This is a genomic window from Petrimonas mucosa, from assembly GCF_900095795.1.
In the GTDB taxonomy this organism is placed as follows: domain Bacteria; phylum Bacteroidota; class Bacteroidia; order Bacteroidales; family Dysgonomonadaceae; genus Petrimonas; species Petrimonas mucosa.
On record NZ_LT608328.1, the window covers coordinates 1,716,510 to 1,731,155 of the forward strand.

Sequence of the window (14,646 nt, forward strand, 5' to 3'; positions counted from 1 at the left end):
GATATGAATGCACGTTCTATCCCTTCCTCTATCCCTTCTGGTCGCCTTGCATCATTGGATATCCTGCGGGGTTTCGATCTCTTCATGCTGGTCTTCTTTCAGCCTGTTTTTGTTGCTTTTGCCCGCCACTGGAGCGAAACTCCGGTTTTTTCGTTCCTGTTGAAACAGTTTAATCATATTCCATGGGTGGGATTCAGTGCCTGGGATCTGGTGATGCCGCTATTCCTCTTCATGGTGGGAACTGCCATGCCCTTCTCATTTGAGAAATACCTTGCCAATCCCGACAAGTGGGAAATTTATCGAAAAATCACCAAAAGGTTTGTCATCCTCTTTATTCTCGGGGCTGTGGTTCAGGGAAATCTGCTGAGTCTCGACCCGTTGCGGCTCCGCCTCTACTCCAATACTTTGCAGGCGATTGCGGTCGGTTATCTCATCTCTGCCATATTGTTACTCCATCTCTCCCGCAAAGGACAGCTCGTTGTCACTTTCCTGTTGCTGGCAGGTTATTGGGCGTTGCTCACCTTCCTGGGTGATTTTACTCCCGACGGCAATTTTGCGGAAGCTGTAGACCGGGCCATATTGGGGAGATTCCGCGACGGTGTCTCATATGCGGAGGATGGTTCCTGGAGCTTCTCGGATAGCTACCGGTATACCTGGGTACTCACCAGCATGGTGTTTGGAGTAACCACCATGATGGGTGTTTTTGCAGGCCAGATCATGAAGTATGGAAAGGATAAGAAGAAAAACTGCCAACTCTTGTTTGTCATTGGGGTGGTGCTGTTGCTCTTTGCCTGGTTGCTGAGTTTCCAGACCCCCATCATCAAGAGGATCTGGTCGGCCAGCATGACACTCTGGTCGGGCGGACTCTGTTACCTGCTGATGGCTCTCTTTTACTATGTTGTCGATTATAAGGGGTGCTCCAAAGGATTGAACTGGTTGAAAATATATGGGATGAACTCGATAGTGGCCTATACGCTGGGCATGGTGGTCAATTTCAGGAGTGTGGCCCACTCCCTGCTTTGGGGGCTGGAGCAATATACGGGTGACTATTACGCAGCCATACTTACTTTTGCCAATTTTTTGATACTCTTTTTTATCCTTCGGCTGATGTTCAAACAGCAGATTTTTGTTAAAATCTAGCCTTGACCCCGAGTTTGGCAAAGAAAACACTTTTTATTCATTTATTTATTGAAAATTTTAGTTGTTCGGTTTTTTTCATTATTTTTACGCCAATAATTCTGTTCAGTTTTCCCTACAGAGATGGGGTATGACTTATTTTATCAGAAAGTTATAATATAATACTTTTGAAATTTTTTATCTAAAACAAATCGTTATGTCATCAAAAATGTCAAGAAGGAAGTTTATCCAGGCAGGCGCAACAGCTGCTGTTGGATTAACTGTCGTACCTTCATCGGTACTTGGAAAAAGTATGGGGCACATGGCTCCGAGTGATAAACTCAACATCGTAGGTGTTGGAGTCGGAGGAATGGGTTTTGCTAACCTGAAAAATCTTGAAAGTCAAAACATTATTGGTCTTTGTGATGTAGACTGGAAATACAGCAAGCGTGTTTTCGATTACTTCCCGAATGCGAAGAGATATTACGACTATCGCAAGATGTATGACGAGTTGGGAAAATCGATTGATGGCGTTGTTGTTGCTACTGCCGACCATACCCACGCAATTATTGCCGCAGAGGCGATGACAATGGGTAAACATGTTTATGTACAGAAACCGTTGACTCACAGTGTATACGAGTCGCGTCTTCTGACAAAACTGGCAAAAAAATATAAAGTGGCTACCCAGATGGGCAACCAGGGTTCTTCCGGTCCCGGCGTACGTCAGGTTATTGACTGGATCAGAGACGGACAGATTGGTGAAGTTACACGCGTTGACACTTTCACCGACAGACCTATCTGGCCGCAAGGTTTGATGACCCCGACAAAGGCAGACAAAGTTCCCTCAACCTTGAAATGGGATCTCTTTATCGGTCCGGCCAAGAATCGTCCCTTCAACAACATCTATCACCCCTGGAACTGGCGTGGATGGTGGGACTTCGGTACAGGAGCGTTGGGCGATATGGCCTGTCACATCCTGCACCCGGTCTTCAAGGGCTTGAACCTGGGCTATCCCACCAAAGTTCAGGGTTCCTCCACCATGTTGCTGAACGACTGCGCACCCAATGCACAGGTTGTGAAATATGTTTTCCCGGCCCGCGACAACATGCCGAAGGTTGCCATGCCCGAAGTAGAAGTTACCTGGTACGATGGCGGTTTACAGCCGTTCCGTCCCGAAGGTGTTCCCGCCGGCAAGGACCTGAATGATTCGGGTGGCTGTGTAATTTTCCACGGAACTAAAGATACGCTGATTTGCGGTTGCTATGGCGTAAATCCGTGGTTGGTATCCGGCAGGACTCCCAATTCGCCAAAGACACAGCGTGAAGTAACCCTTTCTCATGAAATGGATTGGGTGCGTGCATGTAAAGAAAGCCCCGAAAATCGCGTTGAAACTGCATCTCCCTTCTCGGAAGCAGGACCTTTCAACGAAATGGTGGTAATGGGTGTTCTGGCTGTAAGGTTGCAGAGTCTCAACCAGGAGCTGCACTGGGACGGCGAAAACATGAAGTTTACCAACATCCCGTCAGATGCCAAGATCAGAACCATCATCGAAGACGGATTCAAGATCACCGACGGCCATCCGACCTTCAACAAGACCTGGACTGAACCGGTTGATGCCAATGAATTTGCTGCGGAATTGATCAACCATACCTATCAAAACGGTTGGAAATTACCGGCAATGCCGTAATATTTCGAGAACAGATATTGGATGTCAGGTTCCTGCACTGTTTAGAAGCAGTGTCAGGACCTGATGTCTGGTGTTTTCAGTTTATCAGGAGAAGTTTAAATTTTAAAAAAGAATAAGTATGAAAAAAGTTTTTAATGTGCTCTTAAGTGTTGCGGTTGCAACAGCTTTCGTAGCTTGTACCGGAGGTGCAAAGAAAACAGCAGAAACAGAAACCACAGATTCAATGAAAGCAGAAACACCCCAATACACCGTGGTTGAAAAACCGCAGGTTGATCTTTCCCAGTTTGAAACCGATAAAGATGGTTACATTGTATTGTTCAACGGAAAAGATTTTACCGGTTGGCGTGGATATGGTAAAGATGAGGTTCCCGGAAAGTGGACCATCGAAGATGGTGCCATCAAATTTAACGGATCTGGTGGTGGCGAAGCTCAGGAGCAGGATGGTGGCGATATTATCTTTGCCCACAAATTTAAAAATTTCGAATTGGTTCTGGAATGGAAGGTTTCCAAGGGAGGCAACTCCGGTATCTTCTATCTCGCCCAGGAAGTAACTACTACCGATAATGAAGGCAACGTGAGGATGGAGCCGATCTACATCTCTTCCCCCGAGTACCAGGTGCTGGACAACGCCAACCACCCCGATGCCAAACTGGGTAAAGACAACAACAGGCAATCTGCTTCACTTTACGATATGATTCCTGCTGTTCCCCAAAACCAGAAGCCTTTCGGCGAATGGAACAAGGCTAAGATCATGGTCTACAAGGGTACTGTTGTTCACGGACAGAACGACGAGAACGTGGTTGAATACCACTTGTGGACTCCCCAATGGACCGAGATGCTTCAGGCTAGCAAGTTCAGCCAGGAAAAATGGCCGTTGGCTTTCGAATTGCTGAACAACTGCGGCGGTCCCAACAGGGAAGGTTACATCGGCTTCCAGGATCATGGCGATGATGTCTGGTTCCGCAACATCAAAATCAAAATTTTGGATTAAGCATACATAACCTGAAAAAGAGTGTTTCTGAAATATTCGGAAATACTCTTTTTTTTAAACAGTATTATCATTTATATTGAACATTAAGATGAAAAAGATCTCAACTTTATTTGCAGCAGTTTTGTTAGGCGGCCTGTTTATCTTGTCGGGTTGTAACCAGGGGCAGAAAAAAGAGGCAGAAGAGGCGAAGGCAAAGAAGGATATCTATCTCCAGCTCTATTCGCTTCGTGATGATATCAAGGCCGATTATGCAGCTACAATTGCCAAAGTGGCTGAAATGGGCTATACCGGAGTTGAAGCTGCTGGTTATAACGACGGTAAATTTTATGGATTAACGCCTGCAGAGTATAAAAAATCGATCGAGGATGCAGGTTTGGAAGTTCTCTCCTCACACGCAGGTCGCCCCTTGGCTGAAAATACCAAGGATACCAACTGGGAAGAGATCTGGCAATGGTGGGATACTGCCATTCAGGCCCACAAGGAAGCCGGTATGAAATACCTGGTAGTTGCCTGGATCCCCACACCCAAGACATTGGCCGACCTTCAGGCTTATTGCGACTACTTCAACCAGATCGGTGAAAAGTGCAATGCTGCCGGAATCCGTTTCGGTTATCACAACCACAACTTCGAATTCCAGGAAATTGAAGGAGAGTTGATGTACGACTATATGTTGAAAAATACAGATCCTGACAAGGTCTTCTTCCAGATGGACGTTTACTGGGTAGGTGAAGGTGGTAAAGACCCTGTTGAATATTTCAACAACTATCCGGGTAGGTTTGAAGTGCTTCACATCAAGGATGAAACCGAACTGGGCAAGAGCGGGAAGGTAAATTTTGAAAATATCTTCAACAACGTCGAAAATTCAGGTGCAAAATACATGGTTGTAGAGGTTGAGAGGTATACCGGAACACCCGAAGAAGGTGTAAAGGAAAGCTATGACTATCTGGCGAATGCTGACTTTGTCAAAGAGAGCTACAAGTAATCTTTGAACCTTATTTTACCTGCAACCGAAAGGAGGCTGTCTCATGATCCAGACATGAGATGGCCTCTTTCCTTTCTCCTCCCCATCCATTTTTTCTCCAAAACCGGCTCCCCCCATTCTCGGATCTGATTTTCTTTTGCCTGTTCAGGGCCAGATGAAGCCACTCTCTCCAGGTCTTGAAATCCGATTCCGGGTTGTGAACAATCGTGGGTGGTTTATATGCCATTGATCTTCAGTATGCTCAGCCTCTGTTTGATATGTTACATCCGGTTACTGGCAGATTTGCGGCAATCTCCCCCCCTAAAATACCTGGTTTTCCAAAAAACCTGTAACCGATATTTAAGACTACTCATTACTTCTTGTGGCAACCGGCAGGCCTGTTGTTGTGGGTTTGTTGTCATATGTGAGGGAATGATTTCTATTTGTTTTTTTTAAGCTTGTCTTGCTTACAGTTTTTTTAAAAAATGGTTATATAAATAACTGAAATTTAAAATATTAAATGGTTAGTTAAATGTGTCGAAAACGCAACGTTATTACACTAATTTTTTGTAATTTTGTGGTGATTTTTAAATATATTATCCCAAACATTAAAAATTGATTTATGATTAAGAAGATGAATTTTTTAACAGTGGCATTTCTCTTGCTGATTGCTACTGTAGTGGAAGCACAGGTAACCACCTCCAGCATGAGCGGAAGGGTTACCGATGCCGAGGGAGCCGTTATCGGTGCAACGGTGATTGCCACACACACGCCTTCAGGTACTACCTATGGTACCGTAACCAATATGGAGGGCCGTTTCAATCTGAACGGTATGCGTGTTGGCGGACCTTACACAGTTGAGATTTCTTATATCGGGTATGGTACAAGTACGACAAACAACATTACATTGGCCCTCGGGGACAATTACGTATTGAACGTCGTACTCTCGGAAGAAACGACTACACTGGATGAGGTTGTGGTTACGGCAACCCGCACTAAATTCTCTACCGAAAAAACCGGTGCTGTAACTAACATCACAAATAACCAGATAGTTAATCTTCCTACTGTAAGCCGGAGCATCATGGATGTTACCCGTCTCTCTCCTTATGGCGGTAACGGCATGAGTTTCGCCGGTACAGACGGTCGTACGGCAAACTTTACTGTTGACGGAGCTAACTTCAACAATAACTTCGGATTGAGCGATGCTCTTCCGGGTGGCGGCAACCCCATATCTATCGAAGCTATCGAAGAGTTGCAGGTTGTTATTGCCCCCTACGACGTACGCCAGACCAACTTTATCGGCGGAGGGGTCAACGCCATCACCAAATCGGGAACCAACGACTACAAGGCTAGCGCCTATGTATACCACCGGAATGAAAATATGAGGGGTGATGCGGTGAAAGGGATGCAGATCTCGGGTGCCCGCGATAAAGATCGTAACACCACATACGGTTTCACTTTCGGTGGTCCGATCATCAAAAATAAACTGTTCATCTTTGTTAACGGCGAGATGTCGAAGATACCGACTGTTGTCAACCGCTGGAGAGCTTCTACAAATGGTGTGGCAGTTCCCGACCAGTACATCTCCCGTACTACCATCAGCGACATGCAGCGGGTTTCGGATTTCGTGAAGGAGAAGTATGGATATGATACCGGTTCCTATAACAACTTTCCGGCAGACGAAAGCAACAACAAGCTGCTGGCCCGTATCGACTGGAACATTACAAACAAGCACAGACTGGCATTGCGTTACAACTACACCAAGAACGTCTCCTGGAGATCTCCCAATGCCACTTCTATGGACGGAGGTACCCGTATGTCTGAAGCCCGTATGTCGAAAGCTTCCATGGCTTTTGCCAACTCCATGTACTCACAGGACAACCTGGTTCACTCCTTCTCTTTCGACCTGAACAGCCGGTTGTCGGACAAGATATCCAACCAGTTCCTGGCCACCTTCTCGAAGCTTGACGATATCCGCGGAACCAACTCTGATGAGTTCCCCTTTATCGACATCCTTAAAGATGACCAATCCTACATGTCGCTGGGATATGAACTCTTCACCTGGAACAACGGTGTTCACAACGACGTATTGAACATCAAGGATGAGGCAACTTACTATTTGGGTAACCACAAGATCGTGGGAGGTATCGCATACGAATACAAGATGGCCGACAATGCCTACATGCGTAACGGTACCGGATACTACCGTTATTCCAGCCTTGAAGACTTCCTCAATGGCAATGCTCCCGAAATCGTTAACCTCACCTATGGATACGATGGCGAAAGCAATCCTGCTGCACGCGTGAGGACTAACAAGATCGGCGCATACGTCCAGGATGACTGGAGCATGACTGAGAAGTTCAAACTCTCTTACGGTCTTCGCATCGACGGGCTTTTCTTCAACAACAGCGACCTGATGACCAACCAGGCGATCTACGATATCGACTATGCCGGTCGCCATATCGATACGGGCAAATGGCCATCTGCCAATATTATCTTCTCTCCCCGGGTGGGATTTGTTTGGGATACCTTCGGGGATAAGAGCCTGAAAGTGCGCGGTGGTACCGGTATGTTCTCCGGAAACCTGCCACTGGTATTCTTCACCAACATGCCTACCAACGGCGGTATGGTGCAGTATCAAGCATTTATCAACGGCAATACCAAAGTTTTTGATGGTTACAAGGGAGCTTTTATTGAAGATAGCAAAGGGGACAGGTATATTGACATGTCGCAATTTGCCGGCGGACTGGTAACTGATGCCAACGGCAAGGCTACCATCGCAGCCCTCTATAATAAACTGGCCGCAATGGGATATCCTACCACCATCTCGCCCGAGGACGGAACGGTTCCCTCTGCCATTGCTGCAGTAGATCCAGATTTCAAGATGCCGCAGGTATGGAAATCGTCGCTTGCCGTAGACTACTCGCTGCCCACCTCGTTCCCCTCTTCGGTAACGGTGGAAGGAATCTACAACAAGACCATCAACGGTGTAACTATTTCCGACTGGAGTATTCCTTCGGTAGGTGGTTTTGCCCGCTTCAACGGCGTGGACAACCGCCCCATCTATCCCAGTGGATATCGTGAAGGCACAAAAGCATTTGTGCTGGAGAACACCAACAAAGGTTACGGATGGTCAGCCAACGTTACGCTCAATGCGCAACCGACCGAGGCACTCAGCCTGATGGCCGCCTATACCCATACGGTAGCCAAGGATATCACCGGCATGCCGGGATCGAATGCTGAATCTGCGTTTACTTATGTTCCCACTGTGGAAGGACCGAACTTTATCCGTTTGCACAACTCCCAGTACAATACACCCGACCGTATTGTAGCTTCGCTTACGACTCACGACAAGAGTGGCAACCACTACAGCCTGATCTATGAGACATGGCGCGGTGGTGCCAACTACTCCTACATGACTGTAAACGATATCAACGGTGATGGTTACAACTACGATGCTATTTACGTGCCTACCGACGAAGAGGTGGCAAACGGCCAGTTTGTCTTTGTTTCTGAAGATGACAAGACCCGCTTTATGGATTTTGTACATGCCGACAGCTACCTGAAGAACCGTCAAGGCAAGTATGCCGAAGCCTACAGCGTTTACTCGCCCTGGGTACATCGCATCGACTTCAGCTATAAGCACGACTTTGCTGTGAAGTATGGTAATAGCAGCCACAAGCTGCAGCTGAGTTTCGATATCAAGAACCTGATGAACCTCTTCAACTCCAGCTGGGGTGTGGCAAAATATCTCAATCCTGAGATTGGAACCGAGGCACGTATCCTCAAATATGAGGGGGTAAATGCAGACGGTGTGGCTACATTCTCTACGCCTTCTGCCATCAACGGCAACACCAAGACCTTCACCCCGAGCTATTCGTTGGGTCAGTGCTGGTATGCCTCTATCGGTATCAAGTATATTTTCAACTAATTTAAAGATCGACACAACATGAAAATAAAATATCTATTCCCCCTGTTCGTCGCGGTGATTGCCTTAATGGTGGGTTGCGACGATGAGAATATGGTGACCTTGCTCGATGAGATCCAGGTATCCTCCTCTTACGTTGCGATTCCCAAGGATGGCGGTAGTACCACCATTACGGTGACGGCCAAGGAGAGCTGGACTGCTGAAAAGGTGGTAACTTCAAAAGATTCGGTCAAGTGGCTGAAGCTCTCCGCCACATCCGGCAGTGCCGGCGAAAGCCAGCTTACCTTCTCGGCAGAGTCGACCCTCGATGGCCGTACGGCGGAGGTGCTGATCAAATGTGCAGGCAAGACGCAACGGATCAATGTGATCCAGGGGCTGGCCCAGATTGAAGAAGCCAAGGTGAGTGAAGTGAATGCAGGTCCCGACGGGAAAACCTACCAGGTGACAGGTATCTGCACCGCCATTTCAAATACCGAATATGGTAACTGGTACCTGACCGATGAGACAGGTACGCTCTACATTTATGGTACTCTCGACGCCAAGGGCGGTAAAAAGAACTTCCTCAGCCTCGGTCTGGAAGTGGGTGACGAGGTGACCGTCCAGGGTCCCAAAACCACCTATCAGACTACCGTTGAACTGGTGGATGTAACGGTGATCAAAATCAACAAGTCGCTCGTGAAGGTAGACTCCCTTGCAAACTCAATACTGCCTGAAGAAGGTGGTGAAGCTATCGCCTATATAACCTGCAAGGGTCAGGGCGTTTCGGTAGATATCCCGGAAGATGCCAAGTCGTGGCTTGCCATCTCGTCGATCCAGTCGTCCGGAACCAGCACGGTGGTGAAATTTGTGGCTGCCCCCAACACCGGCGGCGATCGCAGTACCACCATCACTTTCCGCACCACCGACGGCAAGAAGGAGTACACTTCAGAGACTTCGCTGTACCAGAAAGGGGCCATCATCGATGCATCGGTAGCTGAATTCCTGGCGGCACCGGTGGGTAACACCCTTTACCGTCTCTCTGGTGTGATCACTGAGATAAAGAGCAGCAAGTACGGCAATCTCTACCTGAGGGACTTCTCCGGTGAGACCTACGTGTACGGTGTAGAAGGTTTTGAATCGCTGGGCCTGAAGGTGGGCGATGTGCTTACCATCATAGGTAAACGGGCCGAGTACAATGGAGATGCTCAGGTAGGTTCTGGTGTCATGGAGAGCATGATCTCCGTAACTCCTGCGACCATAGCTGAAGTGTTGGCAAAGCCCGATTCCAATGTGGATTACTTCATGGTAACCGGTGAAATTACATCAGTTGCAAACCCCACCAATGGCAACCTCTACCTGAACGATGGCGAGAACGAGCTTTATGTCTTCGGCTGCTATCCGGGCTGGGGTGCTACCGGTGATTTCCGGAAGAATCTGCTGGCAGACAAGAACATCCAGGTGGGAGATACGCTCACCGTAATCGGAACCAAGGGTTCCTATAAAGGAGTGGCTCAGCTCACTAACGGTATCTATTTCAGTCACGTCAGCGCGGCGGAATAATATGATGACCGGGTCTAGATAAACCCTTACACGATTTTTCCAGACTGGATATTTTAATCCACAAGTTTGAAGGTTAATTTCAGACTTGTGGATTTCTTTTTTTAGCGTTTTTTGTAAATGGTTACAGCTCCCCGCAACCCTTTTTCTTGAAAAGACCGCTCGATGTCCGGTCTGGTTATAACCCAACTCTTCCGTTTCTCCTCCGGCTGCCTGGCATCATATAACAGACGATTGAACCGTGTACTTGTGATCTCAACTTCTAACCTGTTCTCTCCCGATTTCAAATGTTTTGTGAAATCTGAACAATAGGGTGGGGTCCACAATCTATCCAGCTCCGTACCGTTCAATTTTGTCACGGCAAACTCCTCAACAGGTCCAAGATCGATCAAGTAATTTACCCCATTCTCCAACTCTCCAATATGATAAGGTTGTCGAATAGATTACCGAACCAGAGAAGGATTTAGCTTCTGGAGATAGATCCAATTCTTTCCATGCAGTCAGTTTGTCAATATTATGGCTGAAATTCCCGCTTTTTTCTAACCAGATTATTGTCAATCACACGTAATTTACTGATAAATAGTGAAAATATTTTGGAAAACCCTTGTTTTTCTCAAACAATATGGTTACATTTGTAACCATATTGAAGATTCATTGTCATGGGAAAAAGGGTCATCGAGATCAAGGCGAAGAATGGAACGGTATATCTCTACGAGGATGAGTCATACTGGGACAGGGAAAAGGGTTACTCAACGCACAAGCGCACCTGTATTGGCAAGAAGGGGGCAGATGGTGAGGCTATTTACAACACTTACTATAGGAACCGGGAAAAGATGCATCAACTAGCCGCAGAGGTAAAGAAGCCCAACGAGGTATCCAACACCACATTCGTTGGAGAGACGATGATACTTGACAAGGTGACCCGGGATACTGGTGTTTCACGCGTTTTGACCGAGAGCTTCGGGGAAAATGATGCCCGCAAGATCATCGCGTTGTCTTACTACCAGATATGTCGGGGGAAGGCATTGAGCAACGCGGAAGACTGGTTGGAGCAGCGCGGTTTGGGGAATATGGGGTTGAGTTCACAAAGGGTATCCGAATTGCTCGAGAGATTGAAGCAAGACAAGGTGAACACGTTCTTTCAACTCTGGGCGGGGGAACACGCGGAAAAAGGGAGCCAGCTATTCGATTTGACCAGCGTGAGTACCTACGGCAAACGAAACCCTTACGCGGAGTACGGGTACAACAGGGATAGGGAAAACCTCGAGCAAATCAACCTGGCACTGCTGACCTCGTGTGGGAGCGGGCTGCCTATGTGGTACCAGGTGCTCCCCGGGAGCATGTCCGACAAGGTGATCCTGGATCAGGTGTTGTCGATGATGAAGAAGATGGAAGTCCCAAGGTTTACCTTCGTGGGTGATCGCGGTTTTTATAGTGACTACAACCTTGAGCTGTTGTCACGCGAGGGCTACAAGTTCACCATCCCGGTGCCGTCCAATGTCGCATGGCAAAAGAAATTGATCGCGGAACATCGCGACACACTTGTGCGCCCGGGGAACCTGATCGAGCAAAATGGGAGTATCATGTACGGGAAGACCATCTACAAGACTACCCCTGCTCATGGCAGAACCTGGTATCACCTGTATTTTGACCCCGCGAGAAAAGACAAGATCATAGCCTCTTTCATGCAAAAGCTAAGGGCTTTGAAAGATGAGCTGGAAGCAGACAAGCTTGTAGAATCACACCGGACGATGTATGAGCGTTACTTCATCGTCAAGGAGACCCCCGTTCGGGGCCGGTCGGTGAATTATAACGATGAGGCGATACAGGAGTTCATCAACAGTGACAGTTGTTACTGGGTACTGATCTCTACCTCAGCCAAAACGGCGGTTCAGGCACTGGAACAATACCGGGAGAGAAACGGTGTGGAATTGTACTTCGATGATGAGAAGAATCTCCTGGACTTGAGACGCCTGAAGAACCATAGCGAGCAGACGATCAAGGGTAAAATTTTCGTGACCTTCATCTCTCTGATCATCCTTGCAAGGTTACGAAAAATGGTGGGCCAGATTGACAAGAAGAAACGCAAACACTGGTCTGAACAAGATATGTTGCGCAAGGTGGAAACTTATGCAAGGGTTCACTTCGAGGGAAAATACAAGGATGTGTACTCCACACCCACCGCGGCTCAGCGACTAGTCTTCGACCTCCTGGAGATACCATACACCTTCAAGGGTAAGGAAAGAACATCGGGAAGAGAGCTGTAAATATGGTTACAAAAGCACGGGATTTTCGGATGGAAACAGCAATGCAATTAAACCCGGTCAGGACAAGGCTTCTCCTGCCATTTAATCAACCTTCAAGCAGGGTTGAAAATCAGGCAGTCATTGAGCCTCCAATGTATGTAACCAGGCCCAGAAGCAGAAATCCTTTCATAGAAGCCAACACCAGGCAGGTGGACATACACCATTTAAGGAATGAGTGTGTGGTGCCAGTCTTCAGCAAGGACAATGAAATCACCATCTCCCATCAGGCATTCATCGAGACGGTCTGGGAGGCTGCCAATACTTTCTTCCGGGGGGAAACCATCGATACCCCTGAAATAAGGGTGTCACACATCATCAAGGGCAGGGTGCCCGAAGCCATCCACAAGCCCGTGGACATGCTTCTGGAGGGTGACAAGACCATGTACTACGAAAGGATGGCATTCTGCCTTGAAGTGCCCTCCATAAGCGAGGATATTGACGGAAGTCCGTTGAATCTGACCATAGGGGGAGTAAGGGCATACAATCATGAGAACCTGTACAGCAAGAAGGGGATGGAGAAGTTCAAGATCTTCATCGGATTCAAGAATCTGCTCTGCACCAACCTGTGTGTCAGCACGGACGGTTACTTGTCGGAGGTAAGGGTGATGAGCATATCCGAACTGGCCAAAAATGTAATGAAGCTGTTCCAGCAGTACAACATGGCAAAACACCTGTACATGATGAGTGCCTACAAGGACAGTTACCTTACGGAACACCAGTTTGCCCAGCTTCTTGGTAAATCACGGTTGTATCAATATTTGCCGATTGAAAAGAAGAAGCTTATACCTGAAATACTTATTACTGATTCACAAATTAATATGGTAGCCAAATCATATTATTTTGATAATAACTTTAAAGTACTAACGGATAGTAAGGAAATCAGTATGTGGAAGGTATATAACTTACTTACCGGAGCCAACAGAAGCAGTTATATCGACAACTTTCTGGATAGAAGCCTTAATGCAGCCCAATTGACTGAAGGCATCAATAAAGCTCTGTATGGCGATGAGGAGTATGCGTGGTTTATCAATTAGCTTCAAAGAAAATTGTTATAATATCGTAATCAGTATTTACCTATTTAGAAGAGAAGCATAGTAAAGGGACATCTTGAAAAATTTGTCTTTTATTTGTTGTTGACTGCCTCAATCCGTATAAAAACGGGTTGGGGTTTGTCAATAATAAACATTCCGGATATTTTTTCCTGTCACTTTGTGTAAAAATTAAAACCTGATAATAACGTATCTGTTAACTAAATATTTGTTATATTTGCGTCTAATCTAGACCAAAGTGATGCTTTGAAACGCAAGGTTTCTAGTGCTGAATCCGGATTAAAAGAACTTTCGTAAACAACCTCTATTATGGGTGGTTATACGAATGTTTTAAATTTGTATTTACGAAAGTTGTTTATTTATTACGTAAATAACACGTTCTCCCGACATCGCCTTCGGCTCGTCGGGAGAACGGACGGAGGATTACATCCTGCATTCTACTCCTCGCCTAACGGCGACATCGTAGAACACAGGATTTGCGAGATTACAAGGGATAGTGGATATCCCCCCCCCCGCAACCTCGCAAATCCTCCGTCCGTTAAGCGACAGCAGTGGACAACACCGCACGCACAGCGAAACAGCGACAGAAAATTAGCCGTCCGAAAGGACACAAAATAAAAACAAGATGAAATCACATTTTCTAAAACAAGGTATTTTAGTAAGCACACTAATGATAATTAGTGCATTAACTATTTTCACCTTTTCTTCTTGTAATAAAGAGGAAGTGGATAATAATGAAACAGTTATAAACGACAATTACTATGTAAAGTATGTTATATCTTGTAGTTATCCTAAAATTTTTAGCAATTGGTCAGTTACTACACCACAAGGAGAATACACCAAAAATGGTTATCAAATAAGACATTGGGAACAAACATACGGTCCTGTAAAAAAAGGATTTAAGTGTGAGGTTCAAGTTGGAAACGGAGAACCAACCATTGAAATATATGTTTCAAAAAATCAAGAACCATTTGCTTTGAAAACGACTAAAACAGGTAAATCAGCATCATATACTATAGATTTTTAAAATCTTGATTAGACAAATGCCGATTCAATAGACGATTATTGTTAA

General features: G+C 46.4%; 11 protein-coding genes. 9 read left to right on the forward strand and 2 right to left on the reverse strand.

Features of this window, described 5'->3' with window-relative positions; genetic code table 11:
* Positions 1 to 3: 3 nt before the first annotated feature.
* The 4 genes from ING2E5A_RS06855 to ING2E5A_RS06870 all read left to right on the forward strand — a co-directional run bounded on the left by ING2E5A_RS06855 (position 4) and on the right by ING2E5A_RS06870 (position 4,776).
* Entirely contained in the window at positions 4 to 1,140 is a 1,137-nt protein-coding gene (locus tag ING2E5A_RS06855) for an acyltransferase family protein (protein WP_071136777.1), read from the forward strand.
* Positions 1,141 to 1,333: 193 nt separating this feature from the next.
* Positions 1,334 to 2,803 carry a Gfo/Idh/MocA family protein gene (locus ING2E5A_RS06860; protein ID WP_173652380.1) on the forward strand — a complete coding sequence of 490 codons (1,470 nt, stop codon included), beginning with the start codon at positions 1,334 to 1,336 and terminating at the stop codon, positions 2,801 to 2,803.
* Between the two features lie 118 nt (positions 2,804 to 2,921).
* Positions 2,922 to 3,794 (forward strand): 3-keto-disaccharide hydrolase, encoded by an 873-nt coding sequence (locus ING2E5A_RS06865; protein ID WP_071136779.1) that lies wholly within the window; start codon positions 2,922 to 2,924, stop codon positions 3,792 to 3,794.
* Between the two features lie 88 nt (positions 3,795 to 3,882).
* Positions 3,883 to 4,776: a sugar phosphate isomerase/epimerase family protein gene (locus ING2E5A_RS06870; protein ID WP_071136780.1), complete on the forward strand. Its 894-nt coding sequence runs from the start codon at positions 3,883 to 3,885 to the stop codon at positions 4,774 to 4,776.
* A 10-nt stretch (positions 4,777 to 4,786) separates the two neighbouring features.
* Here ING2E5A_RS06870 and ING2E5A_RS06875 read toward each other — a convergent pair whose 3' ends face one another.
* Positions 4,787 to 5,002, reverse strand: coding sequence for a hypothetical protein (locus tag ING2E5A_RS06875; protein WP_071136781.1), 216 nt, complete (start codon positions 5,000 to 5,002; stop codon positions 4,787 to 4,789).
* A gap of 375 nt (positions 5,003 to 5,377) precedes the next feature.
* Here ING2E5A_RS06875 and ING2E5A_RS06880 point away from each other — a divergent pair, with 375 nt between their 5' ends.
* Together ING2E5A_RS06880 and ING2E5A_RS06885 are read left to right on the forward strand one after the other, a co-directional pair.
* Positions 5,378 to 8,686: a TonB-dependent receptor gene (locus tag ING2E5A_RS06880; protein WP_071136782.1), complete on the forward strand. Its 3,309-nt coding sequence runs from the start codon at positions 5,378 to 5,380 to the stop codon at positions 8,684 to 8,686.
* Between the two features lie 18 nt (positions 8,687 to 8,704).
* Positions 8,705 to 10,222 carry a BACON domain-containing protein gene (locus tag ING2E5A_RS06885; protein ID WP_071136783.1) on the forward strand — a complete coding sequence of 506 codons (1,518 nt, stop codon included), beginning with the start codon at positions 8,705 to 8,707 and terminating at the stop codon, positions 10,220 to 10,222.
* Positions 10,223 to 10,323: 101 nt separating this feature from the next.
* Here ING2E5A_RS06885 and ING2E5A_RS06890 read toward each other — a convergent pair whose 3' ends face one another.
* Complete coding sequence (locus ING2E5A_RS06890) at positions 10,324 to 10,632, reverse strand: glycosylhydrolase-like jelly roll fold domain-containing protein (RefSeq protein WP_071136784.1); 309 nt, start codon at positions 10,630 to 10,632, stop codon at positions 10,324 to 10,326.
* 246 nt (positions 10,633 to 10,878) lie between these two features.
* On the opposite strand from ING2E5A_RS06890, the gene ING2E5A_RS06895 reads away from it, so the two are divergent.
* The 3 genes from ING2E5A_RS06895 to ING2E5A_RS06905 all read left to right on the forward strand — a co-directional run bounded on the left by ING2E5A_RS06895 (position 10,879) and on the right by ING2E5A_RS06905 (position 14,601).
* On the forward strand, positions 10,879 to 12,486 hold the full coding sequence (locus ING2E5A_RS06895; protein WP_071136568.1) for an IS1634 family transposase: 1,608 nt from the start codon (positions 10,879 to 10,881) through the stop codon (positions 12,484 to 12,486).
* Positions 12,487 to 12,515: 29 nt separating this feature from the next.
* The gene (locus ING2E5A_RS06900) at positions 12,516 to 13,559 is read left to right on the forward strand and encodes a DUF3871 family protein (RefSeq protein ID WP_071138242.1); all 1,044 of its coding nucleotides are present in this window, start codon (positions 12,516 to 12,518) and stop codon (positions 13,557 to 13,559) included.
* A 640-nt stretch (positions 13,560 to 14,199) separates the two neighbouring features.
* Positions 14,200 to 14,601: a hypothetical protein gene (locus ING2E5A_RS06905; protein ID WP_154670053.1), complete on the forward strand. Its 402-nt coding sequence runs from the start codon at positions 14,200 to 14,202 to the stop codon at positions 14,599 to 14,601.
* Positions 14,602 to 14,646: the final 45 nt, after the last annotated feature.

What these genes read in the sequence shown, in the direction of transcription:
- ING2E5A_RS06880 (WP_071136782.1), top strand. Translation starts at nt 5,378, where the DNA reads ATGATTAAGAAGATGAATTTTTTAACAGTGGCATTTCTCTTGCTGATT.
- ING2E5A_RS06870 (WP_071136780.1), top strand. Translation starts at nt 3,883, where the DNA reads ATGAAAAAGATCTCAACTTTATTTGCAGCAGTTTTGTTAGGCGGCCTG.
- ING2E5A_RS06865 (WP_071136779.1), top strand. Translation starts at nt 2,922, where the DNA reads ATGAAAAAAGTTTTTAATGTGCTCTTAAGTGTTGCGGTTGCAACAGCT.
- ING2E5A_RS06900 (WP_071138242.1), top strand. Translation starts at nt 12,516, where the DNA reads ATGGAAACAGCAATGCAATTAAACCCGGTCAGGACAAGGCTTCTCCTG.
- ING2E5A_RS06860 (WP_173652380.1), top strand. Translation starts at nt 1,334, where the DNA reads ATGTCATCAAAAATGTCAAGAAGGAAGTTTATCCAGGCAGGCGCAACA.
- ING2E5A_RS06875 (WP_071136781.1), bottom strand. Translation starts at nt 5,002, where the DNA reads ATGGCATATAAACCACCCACGATTGTTCACAACCCGGAATCGGATTTC.
- ING2E5A_RS06885 (WP_071136783.1), top strand. Translation starts at nt 8,705, where the DNA reads ATGAAAATAAAATATCTATTCCCCCTGTTCGTCGCGGTGATTGCCTTA.
- ING2E5A_RS06855 (WP_071136777.1), top strand. Translation starts at nt 4, where the DNA reads ATGAATGCACGTTCTATCCCTTCCTCTATCCCTTCTGGTCGCCTTGCA.
- ING2E5A_RS06895 (WP_071136568.1), top strand. Translation starts at nt 10,879, where the DNA reads ATGGGAAAAAGGGTCATCGAGATCAAGGCGAAGAATGGAACGGTATAT.
- ING2E5A_RS06905 (WP_154670053.1), top strand. Translation starts at nt 14,200, where the DNA reads ATGAAATCACATTTTCTAAAACAAGGTATTTTAGTAAGCACACTAATG.